Origin of the sequence: Streptomyces rhizoryzae, from assembly GCF_023155275.1 — a bacterium.
GTDB classification, from domain to species: Bacteria; Actinomycetota; Actinomycetes; order Streptomycetales; family Streptomycetaceae; genus Streptomyces; species Streptomyces rhizoryzae.
The window spans coordinates 20,535-38,075 of record NZ_JALMUV010000059.1; the positions used below are offsets into that span (position 1 = coordinate 20,535).

Below are 17,541 nucleotides of genomic sequence, written 5' to 3' on the forward strand. Positions count from 1 at the left end.
CGGTGACCGCCCAGCTCTGGGATTTTTCAGGGACTTTCAGCTCTGTCAGAGGGAATTTCGGCTACCCAAAGCGGCAAGCGCGTGAAAGGTCGGAAAGGGCCTCCGATGCAGAGACCCTTTCCGGGGTGAAGTCCCAGGTAGGGCGGACGAGTCGGCCTGTACGCCGGGAACAGGCCAACACCCCACCGAAGTCACGCCCTCATGGCCACATCAGGGCCTAAATGGAAATTTAATCCTCTGAGGCACCAGTTCAGCCCATGCTGAAACCCTGCAGGCTCACCATCAACTGAATACAAAGCCAACTTCTCCGAGTTCACGCCGCAAGCTGCAGATCTCCCGGCGCAGCGGATTCCCGTTCCACGACCGAGAAGGTGGGGTGCACATAGCTGACAGTCATCCCAGACCTCGTTGTGACAACCTTGCGTTGCAGACGTATCTCCATCCGCGCCTTGGCGTTGGCACGCTCCATGGCATCGACTGCGGCACTCAATGATTCGTAAAACGTCCACGAAGACGACGAGAGGCCGAACAAACCCGCATCCGGAGCCGCCGCGAGCCGAAATGTGAGACGAGCATCCGGTTTGGGGCCGCGACCGGACCGGGCTGCCGCTTTACGCGCGAACGCCGACTCAGGGCAGCCGCACGGATGACCGACACTATCCATCGGCGCGAGGAAGGCGGATCCGTTACAGACATGGATTGGATCGTGCCGCTCCCCCAACACCAGGTGATTGATCACAGACGATGGGCCATCGACAGTCACCGCGATCGCGTCCTTTTCCAGCACCACTTCAAAGGTTCCCGGTTTCTGGTTGCAGCTTCGAGGACGTCCGCCGTAGAGCCCAGTAACTAGTGCTGCGACCTCTTCGCCCTGTGTCGTCAGAAGCCATCCCGGGCAAGCCGCGGGCTGTCCATCTTGCCGTACTTCCTCGGCCCGGAATCGGCCAACGATCGTTCCGAATCCAATACCTTCAGCCATCATGTCACCCCTACATGCGATCACGAATCAGGGTTCGATGGTCAAGGAAACCCAGGGTTAGGCGAAGCCGGGATTATCGTGTAGTAGCCTCATCTACGGAGCACCAGACGGATTTCGTTCCGGGCCATGCATGATGCCGGCTACGAAGCGGACCGGAGCCCCGGCTGGGAAGAGGGTGACCCGGACGCCGAAGTCCATGAGGATCTCCTTTTCGGGCCTGGACATCGAGCGCCTTGTCCCAGCGGTCTGCGACCGTCTTTCCGGTTGGCCGCTGGACCATGCCGGGCGAACGCCGCGGTTCGGCCTCCAGGGCCGCCAGTTCGCGCCCCAACGCGGCGTACCGGTCCCGGAACCACTGCGCGTCGTCGGCATCGTCGTACAGACCGGCCTCGCGGTCCGCTCGGAATCGCTCCCGCGTCGCCTGCACTTCAGATATGCGTTCCGGCACCCCGTTACCAGGGTCGTAGACGGTCTCGAAGATCGCGCCATCACCGAAGTTCTGCAGGAACCATTCCTCTACATACTCCTCCAGGAGATGGTCACGTATCAGGGGCGCGGGGCGGCAACCCTGTGCGCTCAGCCAACCCTTGTTCCGGGCCGTGCACGCATAGCGCGGCGGCGCGTCGGCGGAGGTCTGTGTGAAAAGCCTGTGGTGGCACTGCCCGCAAAGCGCCATCTCCGTCAGCAGATAGCTGCGGTTCGATCGGCGCCCCTTCCACGGCGTCGGCCTGGCAGTGAGAGCCTTCTTCAACGCCTCATGCGTCGGCCGGCCCCACAGGCCCTCGCAGAGACGTACGGGGTTCCCTTCCTGGTCGATGACGGGTTTGCCGTTGTGCATCAGGTAGCCCAGGGCCGCCTCGGAAAGCAGGATGTTCTTCAGGCTCGTCGGGTGCCACGGCCGGCCGCGTGACGGCTTCCCGTACATCACGGCCAAGTGATCGACGGGAGCCAACTCGCCAGCGCGGTTCAATCGAGCCGCTTCACTGCTGGGCGTGTTGTGCTCGGGGTCGGCCAGGATGCGACGAGCGACGAGCCTGATCACGGTCGAGGCGTGCGGGTGCAGTTCGACGTGGTCGATCTTGCCGCCCATCACCACCCGGACGTAGCGGAAACCGTACGAGGGCTTGCCCTTGGGGCGTCCGGCAGCACGCGTCTTGACGGTGGCATTGCGGTTCCGGCGCTGGATGGCACGCAGCTCCATCTGCGCACCCCACGCCTCCATGGTGAAGCGGTTCTCGTCCACCTGGTCGTCGAGGTCCCACGGGCCGTCGTGGCCGTAGGTGACGAGTAGCTTTCCCTCGTCGCGCATCTTGTAGCCGGTGTTCAGGCAGTCGACGACATTGCGACCGAGGCGGTCCACCGCCGCGGCCACCAGGCCGTCGTATGGCCCCCTCTCGTCACGCAGCCACGGGCCGAGCTTGGGCCGGGTCATCGGGTCCGTGGCTCCCGACACCTCCCAGTCGTCGGCCCAGCCGATGATGTGGCCGCCGACAGATGCGGCGGCAGTCAGAACGTCCTCCCGTTGGCGCTCCGGGGACGATGTGGCCAGCTTCATGCGGGACAGCCGCCGCACGCCGAGCAGGCACTTGCCGCGTCCGTCATAGGGGCGTTCGATCACGTTCAGGTCCGTACCGCGCAAAGCTTCTCCGTTTCGGGCACGCAGGGTACGGAGATTTCGCGGCCACCCCCAGGACGATCTTGGATCAGCCCAGGAAGCTCAGCCGCACCTGGCGGTTGGGGTTGTCGCGGTTGGTGTCCGCGAAGCTCCTTTAGGGCAACCCCCACGATACCCGCCAGGCTTCAAGTCAGCAGAGCCCGTCCCCTATGCTCGCAAAGCACAAGGAGCCCGCCGCGACGGACTGGCGGTGAACATCATCGAGTGCTGAGGCAGCACCTCTCCCGGAGGCCCTGACCAGGTGACTACCCCTTTCAGCACTGTCGGGGCCTTCCTTCCTTACGCGGCGGAAGGCTCCTGAACAGTCACTGGGTTATCCCGGCGAACAAGGGCTCCGGCGAGCACGTTTTCAGTCGACGCGGAGAGTCGTCGGTCCGCCGGACACACCCGGTATGCACCCGCTCCGCGGGGGCTGGATCCAGTGGCCCAGCCCCCACCGGGATGGCCCGCACTGACTTGCTCTACTCTGTGTCCCTGCTTCGTGCTCTCACAGTTACGGGTGGCCCCGGCCATGGTCCGGAACATGACTGATCGCCCGACCTCTGTCGACGGGGATTCCGGTGACAGAGCTCTGTGTCAGCGACCGCAGATGTGGTCCCCGCTCATGCGGGGGTGGCCCCTGGGATGCCTTACTTCCCATGTAGTCCCCATTGTGGTCCCCGCTCCCGCGGGGGTAAGAGGTGCCGTGTTTGACCTGGGAGCTTGGCTCGGTCATGGCAAGCGAGCACGTTCCACCCAGCGGCGGCTCGCCCCAACTACCAGACTGGGCCAACTGGGAAGCCTTCTTCCCACAACTACCCCTGAAAGATGCGGCTTTGGCGGAAGCAGTGAGGTAGGTGGAGTACGCTCTCGCCAGCCAAGCCGCTGAGGGGCTCGGCCTTCGTCATATACGACGAAGGCCGAGCCCCCCATACCCTCTCGTTGCAGCGAGAAGGGGGGCTCGGCCATGCCGCCAGCGCCGGAACGACTGGAGACGAGGATTCATGTTACCCGTGACCACCGAAGATGCCTCATTCGAGCCGCGACCGCAGGCCCTGTGGCAGGCGCTGCTCGTAGCGCTGTTCACTGCCTTCCCGTCCGCTTCCCTTCCCTACGGACCGTGGGTGTGGGGATGCGTAGTCGTGGTGGTGATCGTGATGGCCCTTCTGCGCCTGGAAAAGAGGCGTCAGCGCTTCGCGTGACGTGAAGGGGGTGGTGCCCGGCGTCAAGCCCGTTGCGGCCGGGCACCACCGTCCGGCGCGCTCGCCGGAAGTTTTCACCGGCTCAAGCTGTAGCCGGTTCTGTCGCACTGCTCAGACGGGAGGAATCAGGCATGCCTGAGGCACCCCTGAAATCGACCTTCGGCGAAGAAGACACGCCCTTTGCCCAGCTGTCAGTAGCTGCGCGGGAGGTTTGGGCGAAGTCCGATGCGAAAAGGGGTAGTTGGCTTCCACTGTGGCGGCACATGACGGACAGCGGCGCCGTGGCCGGGATGCTCTGGAAGAACTGGATCCCCCGCTCCGTGCGGGAGTTGGTGGCAGAGGCCCTGCCTGCCGGCGAAGCAGACGCCCTGATACTCGTGCGGTTCCTGGCCTCCGCTCACGACTCGGGCAAAGCCACCCCTGCTTTCGCCTGCCAGGTCGAGTCGTTGGCCGCGCGGATGCGTGATGTCGGGCTCGACATGCCGCTGGCCAGGGAGTACGGGCAGGACCGGCGGCTGGCGCCGCACGGGCTGGCTGGGCAGTTGCTGTTGCAGGAGTGGATGGCGGAGCGGTTCGGGCTGCGCGGCCGGGTTTCCGGTCAGTTCGCGGTCGTGGCGGGTGGCCATCACGGGACGCCACCGGATCACCAGCAAATTCACGATCTTCAGCTTCGCCCGCATCTGCTCCGGCATCCCGGGACGAGCGAGGAGCTGTGGCGCCAGGTTCAGTACGAGCTGATGGATGCCTGTGCGGCGGCGGCCGGGGCAACGCAACGCCTGCCGGAGTGGCAGAAGGTTCGGTTGCCCCAGCCGGCCCAGGTGGCGTTGACGGCGGTGGTGATCGTCGCGGACTGGATCGCCAGTTCACCCGAGCTTTTTCCGTACGATCCCGAGAGCTGGCAACCCGCGGGCGCAGTGGGTGAGCAGCGGCGGCTGCGCGCCGCCTGGGAGGGGCTGGACCTGATCAAGGGGTGGGCACCGCAGGAACCCCAGGAGTCGGCGGAGCAGTTGTTCGCGCAGCGGTTTCCGCAGCTGAAGGATGCGGTGATCCGGCCGGTCCAGGCGGAAGCGGTGCGGATGGCACGGGCCATGCCGACGCCTGGTCTGCTGGTGATCGAGGCGCCCATGGGCGAGGGGAAGACGGAGGCGGCCTTCGCCGCGGCGGAGGTCCTGGCGGCCCGGTCGGGAGCCGGCGGAGTGCTGGTGGCGCTGCCCACGCGGGCCACGGGTGACGCGATGTTTCCCCGGTTGTTGGAGTGGCTGGAGCGGTTGCCGGGGTCGGACGGCGAGGACGACGGACGGCGGTCGGTGGTACTGGCTCATGCCAAAGCCGCGTTGAACGAGCAGTGGTCGGGATTGCTCCGGGCGGGACGGCGAACGATCGCCGCCGTGGATCCGGACGGTGAAGGGCTCGGCAGCGGAGGACGCGCCAAGCCCGCGGGGCTGCACGCGCATCAGTGGCTGCGGGGGCGGAAGAAGCAGCTGCTGGCGTCGTTCGCGGTGGCGACCATCGATCAGGTGCTGTTCGCCGGACTGAAGACCCGGCACCTGGCGCTGCGGCACCTCGCCGTCGCCGGCAAGGTCGTGGTCATTGACGAGGTACATGCCTACGACGCGTACATGGGCCGGTATCTGGATCGGGTGTTGGAGTGGCTGGCGGCGTACCGGGTGCCCGTGGTCCTGCTGTCGGCGACGCTGCCGGCGGAGCGCAGGCGGGCGCTGGTCGCGGCGTACGCCGGTGCGGCGCCGGCCGAGGGCGAGACGGCGGCTGATGCCTACCCCCTGATCACGGCCGCGTCTCCCGGCCACTCGGCCCTTACCGCGCACCCGGCCGCGGCATCCGGGCGCCGCACCCCCGTGATGGTGGAGCGGCTGGACGATGACCCGGTGGCGCTGGCCGATCGGCTGGAGCGGGAACTGGCCGAGGGCGGTTGCGCCTTGGTGATACGCAACACCGTGGATCGCGTGATGGAAACCGCGGACGTGCTCCGGACGCGCATGGGGAACGAGGCTGTCACCGTCACGCATTCGCGCTTCCTTGCCGCCGACCGGGCAGCGAACGACGCAGACCTGTTGCGGCGGTTCGGGCGGGAGGGGCAGGAACGACCCGCTCGCCATGTGGTGGTGGCGAGCCAGGTAGCCGAACAGTCGCTGGACGTGGATTTCGATCTGCTGGTCACCGACCTGGCTCCGGTCGACTTGGTGCTTCAGAGAATGGGACGGCTGCACCGGCACGCACGGGCCCGGCCCGCGCGCCTGGCCCGCCCGCGGTGCCTGATAACCGGTGTGAAGGATTGGCAGACCAGTCCTCCGCAGGCTGTCGACGGCACTCTTGCCGTGTATCGGAGCGCATACAGCCTGCTGCGTTCTGCGGCCGTCCTCGGCCCGTATCTGAACGGCGAACCGCTGGTGCTGCCCGATGCCATCAGCCCCTTGGTGCAGGCCGCCTACGGGGACAGCCCGGTCGGCCCGGACACCTGGGCGGCGCAGTTGAGCGAGGCGCATGCCGCGCACGAGCGGCTGCTCGCCGAGAAACGGGAGAAGGCCGGGAGCTTTCTGCTGGACCCGGTCCGGCGGCCAGGACGCCCGGTTTACGGGTTGCTGGAGGCCGCGGCCGGGGATGTGGACGACAGCCCCGCCGGGCGTGCACAGGTCCGGGACAGTGAGGAGTCGCTGGAGGTACTGGTCGTTCAACGGCAGGCCGATGGCCGGCTGACAACGGTCCCGTGGCTGGACGACGGAGCGGAGGGGGGCCGGGGCGGCCTGGAGTTGCCGACCGACTTCCCGCCGAGCCGGCGGGCGGCGGAGGCGGTGGCCGCGAGCGCGCTCACCCTTCCGGCGCGGTTCAGCAAGCACTGGATGGCCGAACGGGTGATCGAGGAGCTGGAGCAGTTCCTGGTTCCCGCCTGGCAGGTCAAGGAAACTCCTTGGCTGAATGGGGAGTTGATTCTCGTTCTCGACGCGGATTGTCAGACCCGTCTGGCAGGCTTCGTTCTCACCTACAGCCGTGCCGACGGCTTGCGGGTGACGTCCCCCGGCGTGCCCGCGGAGACGGGCGTCACGGCCGGTACGGGGGCAACGGCCCCGGGGAACGGAGGTGCGGGGAGTGAGGGCAGTGAAAGTGACGAGGACGGTGACCGGGAGCGTCAGCGGGAGAGGGCCGCGGTCGGTGTCGAGCCGGGTGCCGGTGGTCGTTCCGTTACCGCTGGGGCGAGCATGGTGACGGAGGCGCCCGCAGAAGCGTGCGGGCCGCTGTCCTTCGACTTGGTGTCCCGACCGTGGCTGCCGGTGCAGCGTACGGACGGCACGGTCACCGAGGTGTCCCTGCTCGGGCTGTTCGAGCAGGCGGCTGCGCTGCGCCGGCTGGTGGGGGACGTACCGACCCAGGAGATCGCCCTGCTGCGACTGCTCCTCGCGATCGTCTACGACGCGCTGGACGGCCCGGTGGCGGTGGAGGACTGGGAGGATCTGTGGCTGGCGGACGCCCCGTTCGCCGCGGTGCCCACGTACCTCGAACGGCACCGGGACCGTTTCGACCTGTTCCATCCCGAGCGGCCGTTCTACCAGGTCGCCGGGCTGCGTACCGCGAAGGGCGAGATCGCCCCACTGAGCCGGATCGTCGCGGACGTGCCCGTGGGCGAGCCCTTCTTCGCCATGCGCCGCCCCGGGGTCGAAGCGCTGCCTTACGCGGAGGCCGCCCGGTGGCTCGTGCACGCCCACACCTACGACACCTCCGGGATCAAGTCCGCCATGGAGGGCGACGAACGAGGCAGAGCCGGGAAGGTCTACCCGCTGGGCGTGGGGACCCTCGGAAACCTGGGGGGAGTCTTCGCCGAGGGCGACACCCTGCGGGAGACCCTGCTGCTCAACCTCATCGCCCTGGAGGAGGCCAGGGCCGGGGCGGATGTGGCCGCCGACGAGGACGTACCCGTCTGGCGGCGCAAGGATCCACTCGGGCCGGGCGAGCGCAAGGACCCGCCCGGAACGGTCTCCCCTGCGGGGCTGCGGGACCTGTACACCTGGCAGTCCCGCAGGATCCGGCTGCACCCCGAGGGCGGTGCGGTGACGGGAGTTGTCCTCGGGTACGGTGACCCGCTCGTTTTGGCCGCACCGTGGAAGCTGGAGCCGATGTCGGCCTGGCGACGCAACGAGACGCAGGAGAAGAAGCAGGGCCGGTCCCCGGTCTACACACCGCTGCGGCACGATCCGAGCAAGGCGGCGTGGCGCGGCCTGGGCTCGTTGCTGCCGGCCCGCCGGCAGACGGCGCACAACGGGCAGCGCGGTGCGCCGGCCGAGAACCTGCGTTCCGGAATCGCCAGATGGTTCACGCAGGTGATCACGGCGAGCGAGATCGATCCGGGCACGCTGGTCCGGCTGCGTCTGGTCGGCGCGGTCTACGGCACCCAGCAATCCGTGATCGATGAGATCGTGGACGACTCCGTCGTGCTGCCGGTGATCACCTTGCACGAGGCGAATCCGGTATACGGCGCCGCCGCGGTCGACGCCGTCAAGGATGCGGAGGGCTGCGTCATCGCTTTGGGCCAGCTCGCCGCGAATCTCGCCCGGGCGGCGGGTGCGGACCCCACCGGCCCCGCCACCACCGCCCGCGACCTGGGTTTCGGAACCCTGGACGGCCCTTACCGGGCATGGCTGAAGAGCCTGCTCGCCTTCCCCGAACTGGACTCTGCGCGCCGGGAATGGCGCACCACGGTACGGCGGAACCTCCTGCGGCTCAGTGAGCGGCTGCTCGCCTCCGCGGGACCCGCGGCCGATGAGGGCCGGCTGGTCGACATCCCCGGCATGGGCACCCGCCTGATGGACTCGGGACGGGCCGAACACTGGTTCCGCGCCCGCCTCACCGCCGTCCTCGGCCCGCCAAGCCCGCTCCCCCTCAGCGGAGTTGACGCACCTCTTCCCTCCGGCACCGGTTCCGCAACCCCTCAGCCCCCTGCGAGTACCCGATGACACCGTCCAGGCAGCAGATCGACAGCGCGAGCACGGCGGGGAACACCGCACCCGGCGATCCGTCGTGGCGCTCCCTTCCGCGTGCGGCCGCCGTGCGCACCATCAACCGGCTGCAGAGCGGATACCGCCTGGACAGGCCGGCAGCGGTGGCCGCGGTGGCCCGTTTGCGCCGGGAGGCCGGGCAGGATGCCCATGCCTCACCCACCAGCTGGGGGCTGGACGACCTGGCGGCCCTCACCGAACTACGCGAACGGAAGGACACAGAGGACGACGGCGCCGCACTGCACCGGCCACCCGAGACCAGGCGGGAACGCGAGCGGCGTGAGGCACGTGAGGATCGCCAGGACCAGGCGGTCCACATCGCGGTGACGCTCTGGGCACTGCACCAGCAGTCCGTGCGTGACGAGCCGATGCACGTGGCCGGCTGGTCCCTCGGCCGCGCGGTGCGGCGATTGTCCCAGGTGACTCAAGAGAAACATTCGGAGCCGGTCGAAGAGATCAGCCCCACCATCCGCAAGCGTTTCGTACGCATCGGCACCTCTGCCGACATCGACACCTTGCGCCGCCGGCTGCGGGAGATGGTGCTGCTGCTCCGCGCCGCACGCATCCCCCTGGACTACGGACTGCTCGCGGACCAGCTCGACCGCTGGCAGGACGAGTGGAACCAAGGCGACGTCAGGCGCGCGTGGGGCCGCGACTTCCATCGTGTCCACCGCACCACGGCCACCGCGGACCCAGCCGGCGAGGGTACGACAGCTTCCCTGGCCGACGACGCCCCCATATAGAGCCGGCCCCAGGCACTCCGGTACGCGCCCACCTCCTGCGCTTCCGCTGGAGCTCAGGCACCACCAGACCAGACGAGAACGGAACGAACCACGGTGACCCGGACCATCCTCGACGTCCACATCCTCCAGACCGTCCCGCCGAGCAACCTCAACCGCGACGACACCGGAACCCCGAAGTCCGCTTATTACGGAGGGGTCCGGCGGGCCCGGGTCTCCAGCCAGGCGTGGAAGCGCGCGACACGCAAGGCGTTCAACGACCTCCTGCCCCCCGAGGAACTCGGAGTACGGACGAAGAAGGTGACCGAAGCACTGGCCGAGCGGATCCTCGCCCGGGAAAGCTCCCTCCAGGCGGTAGCGGTCCAGTTGGCCGCCGAAACCCTCAAAGTGGCAACGGGAATCAAGATCGACGTACCGAAGCGCAAAGAGAAGAAGGGGGAGGAGACGACCACCCCGGCCGCACCCGAGTCCTCCTACCTGATGTTCCTGAGCAGGCGCCAGCTGGACGCGCTCGCGGCGCTGGCTATCGAGGGCAGCGGTCCCCACGGCGAGGTCAAGATCCTCATCGACCACCTCAAGAAGAACAAGGCCAGGGCCCGGCATGCGGTGGACGCCCGGCACTCGGTGGACATCGCGCTCTTCGGGCGCATGGTCGCGGACTCCGCCGACCTCAACGTGGAGGCGGCCACCCAAGTGGCACACGCTCTCAGCGTGCACAAGTCGGACATCGAATCCGACTACTACACCGCGGTGGATGACCGCAGTCCCGACGACGAATCCGGCGCCGGAATGATCGGCACCATCGACTTCAACTCCGCGACCCTCTACCGCTACGCCGCCGTGGACGTCGACGAGTTGCAGCGCAACCTCGGCCTCGGGCTGCGGGAGGGTGAAGCACCCAGTACCCCGGTGGAGAAGGCGATCGGCGCCTTCCTCGAGGCGTTCATCACCTCCCTCCCGACTGGCAAGATCAACACCTTCGGCAACCACACCCTGCCCTCCGCCGTGATCGTCAAGCTCCGCGACCGCTGGCCGGTGAGTTTCGTCGGCGCCTTCGAGGAGCCAGTACGCCAGGGACCCGCCGGCGGGTATCTGCGCGAGAGCTGCCGCAAACTTGCCTCCTACATCCCGGAGCTGGAGGAGAAGTACGGAATCCGGACTGCCCCCGAGCACAGCTGGGTGTTCCGCGTGGGTGAGGAGACCGAGGACCTCACACCGCTCGGTACGGCCGTCTCCCTGACCTCGCTGATCCGGGACGTGAGCGCGGCGGTGGCGCAGCGCCTGGCGCCGTCCGGAGTCACGGCATGACGGTGCTCCTGCTACGGCTCGCCGGGCCCCTTCAGTCCTGGGGCTCGGCGGCCCGCTTCGCCCGCCGCAGCACGGAGAACGCTCCCACCAAGAGCGGAGTGCTCGGCCTGCTCGCCGCTGCCGAAGGGCGTCCTCGCGACGCCGACCTCTCCGACCTGGCAGCCCTGCGGTTCGGCGTACGTATCGACCAACCGGGGACGCGCCTGCGGGACTTCCACACCGCCCATCATTCCGACTCGGGCAAGGCCATGCCCCTGTCCGAACGGTTCTACCTCGCCGACGCCGTCTTCGTCGCCGGTCTCGAAGGGGACCCGGCGCTGCTGCAACACCTCCACCAAGCCCTCCGCGCCCCATGCTTCCTGCCCTACCTCGGCCGCCGTTCCTGCCCCCCGTCCCTCCCCCTCGACATGGGCGCCCCGCAGGACGGCACCACCCTGGAGGACGCCCTGTGCACCGCGGAGTGGCAGGCGTCCGCCTGGTACCGGCAGCAACGGAAACGGACGTCACGCAGCGGCCGGGGGCCGGTCGCTGCGGACTCGCTGGACATCCTGATCGACTGCCCGCCGGACGAGACCCCACATCTGTCGCTGCGCGACACCCCGCTCGCCTTCGACCCGCGCCACCGCCGGTACGGACTACGCGGCGTGCTCACCGACCGCGTCGGCCTGCCGGCGGACGCGGCACAAGAGCCCCACGACCCGACCGCTGGCCTCCGCCCCCTGCCCACACCCCTGAGCACCACCACAGCAGAGGACTCCCCGAGGACCCCCTGATGTACCTGACCCGCTTCCGCCTCAACACCGCCCGCTCCGGCGCCCGCCGGCTCCTCGGTTCACCGCACCTCCTGCACGGCGCCGTGGACATGGCCTTCCCCGACCCACCGCCCCGGGACGGGCAGCAGCCACGGGTCCTGTGGCGCGTGGACCCCGCCGCCGCGGGGCGAGCCGACCTGTTCATCGTCAGCCCCCGCCGCCCCGACCTCACCCACCTCGTCGAACAGGCGGGCTGGCCGGGCCTGGAAGGCCCCGGATGGGCCACCTTCGCCTACGGCGAATTCCTCGACGGCCTCACGGCGGGCGGCATCTGGGCCTTCCGTCTCACCGCCAATCCCGTGCACGACATCCGCAAGCCCGGAGACGCCGAAGGCAGCCGGACCAAGCGGACCGCCCACGTCACACCACGGCACCAGATCGGCTGGCTGCTCAAGCGGCAGGAACGCGCGGGGTTCGAGATCGTCCGCACACCGGCGGAACGCCGGCTCACCCAGCACGGCCACGACCACGACGTCATCGTGCACGACCGCCTCCCCCTCCAGTTCCGCAAAGGCGACGAGAAGGATTCCGCCCGCCACCACGTCCGCTTCACCCGCGTCACCTTCGACGGCCGGCTCCGCATCACCGACGCCGACGCCTTCCGCCGCACCCTCACCCACGGCCTGGGCAAAGCCAAGGCATACGGCTGCGGCCTCATGACCCTCGCCCCGGCACGAGCCTCATGAACACCGTCAGCCGCCGCCGCATCTCCTCACCACGGGAGCTGGCCCGGATCGGCGACCGGTTCTCCTTTCTCTACCTGGAGCGCTGCACAATCCACCGCGAGGACAACGCGCTCACGGCCACCGACGCGGACGGCATCATGCACATCCCCTCCGCAACCATCGGGACCCTTCTCCTGGGCCCCGGCACCCGCGTCACCCACCAAGCCATGTCCGTACTCGGCGAATGCGGTGCCGGCGTGGTCTGGGTCGGCGAACAGGGCGTGCGCTTCTACGCCGGCGGCCGCGCCCTCACCCGCTCCTCCCGCCTCGTGGAAGCGCAGGCCACCGCGTGGGCGAACCGCCGCACCCGGCTCGCCGTGGCACGCGCCATGTACCGCCTGCGCTTCCCCGAGGACGACCCGTCAACGCGCACCCGGCAGGAGTTGCTCAACATGGAGGGCCGCCGGGTCAAGGAGTGCTACCGCCGCGAATCAACCCGCACCGGCGTCCCCTGGCGCCGCCGCGAATATCACCCCGGCAACTTCGCTGCCGGCGATCCACCCAACCAAGCCATCACGGCATCCGCCCAGTGCATGTACGGCATCGCCCACGCCGTGGTGACCGCACTGGGCTGCTCCCCCGGGCTCGGCTTCGTCCACTCAGGACACGAGCGCTCCTTCGTCCTCGACATCGCCGACCTCTACAAGACCGACGTCGGCATCCCCGCCGCTTTCGACGCAGCAGCCGGAGGCCCGGAAGACATCGCCTCCCGCACCCGCCGCGCACTGCGCGACCGCATCAACACCACAGGACTCCTCGACCGCTGCGTCGAGGACATCAAGGCCCTCCTCCTCGGCCCGCAGAACGACCGCGAAGCGATCGAGATGACAGACCAGGTCTCACTCCAGTCGGACAACGGTGTACTCGTCGAAGGCGGACGCAACTACGACAACAGCGAATCCAGCAATCACCTGGCGGAGGAACCGATCTGGTGACCGTCATCGTCCTGGCAAACTGCCCTGCCGGCCTCCGCGGCTTCCTCACCCGCTGGCTCCTCGAAATCTCCCCCGGCGTCTTCCTCGGCTCCGTCTCCACCCGGGTCCGAGACATCCTTTGGGAGGAAGTCCACCAGTACCGAGGCAAAGGCAGAGCCCTCCTGGCTTACCAAACCGACAACGAGCAAGGCTTCACCTTCGCCACCCGCGAACACGCCTGGTACTCCACCGACCACGAGGGCCTCACCCTGCTGCACCGCCCCTCCCTTCAGCCCCGCACCTCCACAACCACTCCCCCGGCGCCTCCGCCACAGGGCTGGAGCAAGGCAGCCAAGAGACGTCGCTTCGGGAAGCGCTAGGAGATAGATATGCGCCGTTTTGCCGAAATCGCCCGGATAGACACAAGAATATCGCCCTCGGTGGAAGTGGGTAAAAACCACTCACGGACCGGATGAAGCCGTAGGTCACGGCCTGTGGTCCCCGCGCGTGCGGGGGTGGTCCCAGACGGCCTTTCCGGTCTGCCTCGGTAGTGGGGTGGTCCCCGCGCGTGCGGGGGTGGTCCCCGCAGCACGGCCGTAGGGACACCCTTGCCTTTGTGGTCCCCGCGCGTGCGGGGGTGGTCCCCAAGCCCGCGCGCTCTTCACCGCGTCCACGCCGTGGTCCCCGCGCGTGCGGGGGTGGTCCCAGCGTCGAACCCAGGGACTGTGCACGAGAGAAGTGGTCCCCGCGCGTGCGGGGGTGGTCCCCTCCGGCCCCTGGATTTTCCCCGCCGACTCTTGTGGTCCCCGCGCGTGCGGGGGTGGTCCCGCGATAGGAACGCTCTTTGTACGCGATACGTAGTGGTCCCCGCGCGTGCGGGGGTGGTCCCGTCCGCTGGCTCCTGGAGGCGAATGGAGAAACGTGGTCCCCGCGCGTGCGGGGGTGGTCCCACGGTGGGCTCCTTCAAGACGGTACGGGCGGGGTGGTCCCCGCGCGTGCGGGGGTGGTCCCGTGGCCGAGTTTGTGGAACTGCCCGCTGCGCAGTGGTCCCCGCGCGTGCGGGGGTGGTCCCACGGCCGGCGGCGTCCGGTCACCCACACCGTTGTGGTCCCCGCGCGTGCGGGGGCGGTCCCGGCACCCTCAGTGCGGACGAGGCGCGCTGGATGTGGTCCCCGCGCGTGCGGGGGTGGTCCCGTGAGCACCCGGGCGCGGAGCCGGACGGCATGGTGGTCCCCGCGCGTGCGGGGGTGGTCCCTACCTGTGAACGCCGACAGCATGGCATCTCCCGTGGTCCCCGCGCGTGCGGGGGTGGTCCCCGCCGCGGCCCGTCCCGGATGCCCGGGCGGGGGTGGTCCCCGCGCGTGCGGGGGTGGTCCCTATCCCTTCTCCTTCCACCAAGCCGACGCCATGTGGTCCCCGCGCGTGCGGGGGTGGTCCCCCTGCCCAGGGCCCGCGCATGGTGCCGTTCCAGTGGTCCCCGCGCGTGCGGGGGTGGTCCCCGCCGCGCTGTCGCGGCAGGCGGCTCCACTGGGTGGTCCCCGCGCGTGCGGGGGTGGTCCCCAGCCTGCTCTACCGGTGGTTGGAGGAGGCCGGTGGTCCCCGCGCGTGCGGGGGTGGTCCCGGTGACTACGACAGCAGCACTTCCCGACACCGGTGGTCCCCGCGCGTGCGGGGGTGGTCCCTACCTGTGAACGCCGACAGCAGGCATCTCCCGTGGTCCCCGCGCGTGCGGGGGTGGTCCCGTGGCCGAGTTTGTGGAACTGCCCGCTGCGCAGTGGTCCCCGCGCGTGCGGGGGTGGTCCCACGGCCGGCGGCGTCCGGTCACCCACACCGTTGTGGTCCCCGCGCGTGCGGGGGCGGTCCCGGCACCCTCAGTGCGGACGAGGCGCGCTGGATGTGGTCCCCGCGCGTGCGGGGGTGGTCCCGTGAGCACCCGGGCGCGGAGCCGGACGGCATGGTGGTCCCCGCGCGTGCGGGGGTGGTCCCTACCTGTGAACGCCGACAGCATGGCATCTCCCGTGGTCCCCGCGCGTGCGGGGGTGGTCCCCGCCGCGGCCCGTCCCGGATGCCCGGGCGGGGGTGGTCCCCGCGCGTGCGGGGGTGGTCCCTATCCCTTCTCCTTCCACCAAGCCGACGCCATGTGGTCCCCGCGCGTGCGGGGGTGGTCCCCCTGCCCAGGGCCCGCGCATGGTGCCGTTCCAGTGGTCCCCGCGCGTGCGGGGGTGGTCCCCGCCGCGCTGTCGCGGCAGGCGGCTCCACTGGGTGGTCCCCGCGCGTGCGGGGGTGGTCCCCAGCCTGCTCTACCGGTGGTTGGAGGAGGCCGGTGGTCCCCGCGCGTGCGGGGGTGGTCCCGGTGACTACGACAGCAGCACTTCCCGACACCGGTGGTCCCCGCGCGTGCGGGGGTGGTCCCGGCGGTGACGTCCGAGCCGGTGGCGTGCGCGAGTGGTCCCCGCGCGTGCGGGGGTGGTCCCAGGTCGTGCAGCCGGCCGCCGGTGTCGGCGAGGTGGTCCCCGCGCGTGCGGGGGTGGTCCCGCTACCGCGTAGATGGCCGGAAAAACCAGTCGGTGGTCCCCGCGCGTGCGGGGGTGGTCCCCGCTGCCGCCCGGGCCGAACCCCGGGCAGTCCGTGGTCCCCGCGCGTGCGGGGGTGGTCCCCTCCTTGATGGCCTCGTCCCTGCTCATCTTCCGTGGTCCCCGCGCGTGCGGGGGTGGTCCCTCGATGCGCAGCCAGGCGATCTGCCCGGCTTCGTGGTCCCCGCGCGTGCGGGGGTGGTCCCCGCCGGCAGGGCAGCGGCACCCGGGTCGCCGCGTGGTCCCCGCGCGTGCGGGGGTGGTCCCCCTGACCGGATTCCTGCCCAGCACCACGAAGAGTGGTCCCCGCGCGTGCGGGGGTGGTCCCCGGCGGAGGCCGCCGCGGAGATCAAGCTGCGGGTGGTCCCCGCGCGTGCGGGGGTGGTCCCCGTTATCCCCGCTGTCCAGCTCTACGCCACCAGTGGTCCCCGCGCGTGCGGGGGTGGTCCCGAACTCGTAGGTCGGCATGCGCCGGACGTTCGGTGGTCCCCGCGCGTGCGGGGGTGGTCCCCCGGACTGCTCCGGCGCGACCACCAACCGGTGGTGGTCCCCGCGCGTGCGGGGGTGGTCCCTCGGTGACCTCCCAGCCGCGGTTGGTCGGCAGGTGGTCCCCGCGCGTGCGGGGGTGGTCCCGTGCCGCCGCCGGTCATGCCGACCGTGGTGTGGTCCCCGCGCGTGCGGGGGTGGTCCTACCGTGGCTACGGGGGCGGTTACTACGGCGGCGTGGTCCCCGCGCGTGCGGGGGTGGTCCCGCGGCCTGGCTCGGCGCGTTCGGGGCCGCCGAGTGGTCCCCGCGCGTGCGGGGGTGGTCCCCATGTAGTTCGGGAAGAACGGCGCGCTGAACTGTGGTCCCCGCGCGTGCGGGGGTGGTCCCGACCCGCGGACCGCCGCGAATCCGCCCCGGGGGTGGTCCCCGCGCGTGCGGGGGTGGTCCCGACCCGCGGACCGCCGCGAATCCGCCCCGGGGGTGGTCCCCGCGCGTGCGGGGGTGGTCCCCAGGTAGGACGCTGCCGCTGCCGCCTCTGCGGGTGGTCCCCGCGCGTGCGGGGGTGGTCCCGCGGCGTCCGGCGCTCCCAGGGGCCGGACGTGGTGGTCCCCGCGCGTGCGGGGGTGGTCCCGCCGCGCTCGACGGGCCGCCGTGGACGCGGCGGTGGTCCCCGCGCGTGCGGGGGCGGTCCCCGACCGGCGAGTTTGGTGCCTTGTGCTGCCTTGTGGTCCCCGCGCGTGCGGGGGTGGTCCCAGTGCGCATCAACCCCGGGGCACTGTGTACCGGTGGTCCCCGCGCGTGCGGGGGTGGTCCCTCCTGACCGGCGCTGTGGGCCGGGATGGTTGGGTGGTCCCCGCGCGTGCGGGGGTGGTCCCGCGGATCTGCCGGTTCCACTCGTCGGCGTGTCGTGGTCCCCGCGCGTGCGGGGGTGATCCCCGTACGCGGCGTACACCAAGCAGATCCGTTTGGTGGTCCCCGCGCGTGCGGGGGTGGTCCCGGAGTGTTCACGTGCCCCGTGCTCAAGGTGCGGTGGTCCCCGCGCGTGCGGGGGTGGTCCCTCCGGGTCCATCAGGGCCCGGCCACAGCCCTTGTGGTCCCCGCGCGTGCGGGGGTGGTCCCAGTGCGCATCAACCCCGGGGCA

10 protein-coding genes and 1 CRISPR repeat array are annotated in these 17,541 nt (G+C 70.0%); of the genes, 8 read left to right on the forward strand and 2 right to left on the reverse strand.

Annotation, left to right across the window (positions count from 1 at the left end; all coding sequences use genetic code 11):
• Window positions 1–313: 313 nt before the first annotated feature.
• On the reverse strand, window positions 314–982 hold the full coding sequence (locus MUU72_RS31730) for a recombination directionality factor (protein WP_308403904.1): 669 nt from the start codon (window positions 980–982) through the stop codon (window positions 314–316).
• Window positions 983–1,052: 70 nt separating this feature from the next.
• Complete coding sequence (locus MUU72_RS31735; protein WP_248016898.1) at window positions 1,053–2,597, reverse strand: recombinase family protein; 1,545 nt, start codon at window positions 2,595–2,597, stop codon at window positions 1,053–1,055.
• 1,049 nt (window positions 2,598–3,646) lie between these two features.
• On the opposite strand from MUU72_RS31735, the gene MUU72_RS31740 reads away from it, so the two are divergent.
• The 8 genes from MUU72_RS31740 (at window position 3,647) to cas2e (ending at window position 13,720) form a co-directional block, all read left to right on the forward strand.
• Entirely contained in the window at window positions 3,647–3,835 is a 189-nt protein-coding gene (locus MUU72_RS31740) for a hypothetical protein (protein ID WP_248016899.1), read from the forward strand.
• A gap of 131 nt (window positions 3,836–3,966) precedes the next feature.
• Window positions 3,967–8,799: a type I-E CRISPR-associated protein Cse1/CasA gene (casA, locus tag MUU72_RS31745; protein ID WP_248016900.1), complete on the forward strand. Its 4,833-nt coding sequence runs from the start codon at window positions 3,967–3,969 to the stop codon at window positions 8,797–8,799.
• Complete coding sequence (casB, locus tag MUU72_RS31750; protein WP_248016901.1) at window positions 8,796–9,584, forward strand: type I-E CRISPR-associated protein Cse2/CasB; 789 nt, start codon at window positions 8,796–8,798, stop codon at window positions 9,582–9,584. Before casA ends, casB begins: the two co-directional genes overlap by 4 nt.
• A 93-nt stretch (window positions 9,585–9,677) precedes the next feature.
• Window positions 9,678–10,889: a type I-E CRISPR-associated protein Cas7/Cse4/CasC gene (gene cas7e / locus MUU72_RS31755; protein WP_248016902.1), complete on the forward strand. Its 1,212-nt coding sequence runs from the start codon at window positions 9,678–9,680 to the stop codon at window positions 10,887–10,889.
• Window positions 10,886–11,662 carry a type I-E CRISPR-associated protein Cas5/CasD gene (cas5e, locus tag MUU72_RS31760; protein ID WP_248016903.1) on the forward strand — a complete coding sequence of 259 codons (777 nt, stop codon included), beginning with the start codon at window positions 10,886–10,888 and terminating at the stop codon, window positions 11,660–11,662. The genes cas7e and cas5e overlap by 4 nt, the downstream gene beginning before the upstream one ends.
• Window positions 11,662–12,387 carry a type I-E CRISPR-associated protein Cas6/Cse3/CasE gene (cas6e, locus tag MUU72_RS31765; protein WP_248016904.1) on the forward strand — a complete coding sequence of 242 codons (726 nt, stop codon included), beginning with the start codon at window positions 11,662–11,664 and terminating at the stop codon, window positions 12,385–12,387. The genes cas5e and cas6e overlap by 1 nt, the downstream gene beginning before the upstream one ends.
• On the forward strand, window positions 12,384–13,361 hold the full coding sequence (gene cas1e / locus MUU72_RS31770; RefSeq protein ID WP_248016905.1) for a type I-E CRISPR-associated endonuclease Cas1e: 978 nt from the start codon (window positions 12,384–12,386) through the stop codon (window positions 13,359–13,361). The genes cas6e and cas1e overlap by 4 nt, the downstream gene beginning before the upstream one ends.
• Window positions 13,358–13,720 carry a type I-E CRISPR-associated endoribonuclease Cas2e gene (gene cas2e / locus MUU72_RS31775; protein ID WP_248016906.1) on the forward strand — a complete coding sequence of 121 codons (363 nt, stop codon included), beginning with the start codon at window positions 13,358–13,360 and terminating at the stop codon, window positions 13,718–13,720. Before cas1e ends, cas2e begins: the two co-directional genes overlap by 4 nt.
• A gap of 114 nt (window positions 13,721–13,834) precedes the next feature.
• Window positions 13,835–17,519: direct repeats of the CRISPR family, unit length 29 nt; unit sequence GTGGTCCCCGCGCGTGCGGGGGTGGTCCC.
• The last annotated feature ends 22 nt before the right edge of the window (window positions 17,520–17,541 follow it).

Coding starts and splice junctions, on each gene's coding strand:
- MUU72_RS31730 (WP_308403904.1), bottom strand. CDS start 982: ATGATGGCTGAAGGTATTGGATTCGGAACGATCGTTGGCCGATTCCGG.
- casA (WP_248016900.1), top strand. CDS start 3,967: ATGCCTGAGGCACCCCTGAAATCGACCTTCGGCGAAGAAGACACGCCC.
- cas1e (WP_248016905.1), top strand. CDS start 12,384: ATGAACACCGTCAGCCGCCGCCGCATCTCCTCACCACGGGAGCTGGCC.
- casB (WP_248016901.1), top strand. CDS start 8,796: ATGACACCGTCCAGGCAGCAGATCGACAGCGCGAGCACGGCGGGGAAC.
- cas6e (WP_248016904.1), top strand. CDS start 11,662: ATGTACCTGACCCGCTTCCGCCTCAACACCGCCCGCTCCGGCGCCCGC.
- cas5e (WP_248016903.1), top strand. CDS start 10,886: ATGACGGTGCTCCTGCTACGGCTCGCCGGGCCCCTTCAGTCCTGGGGC.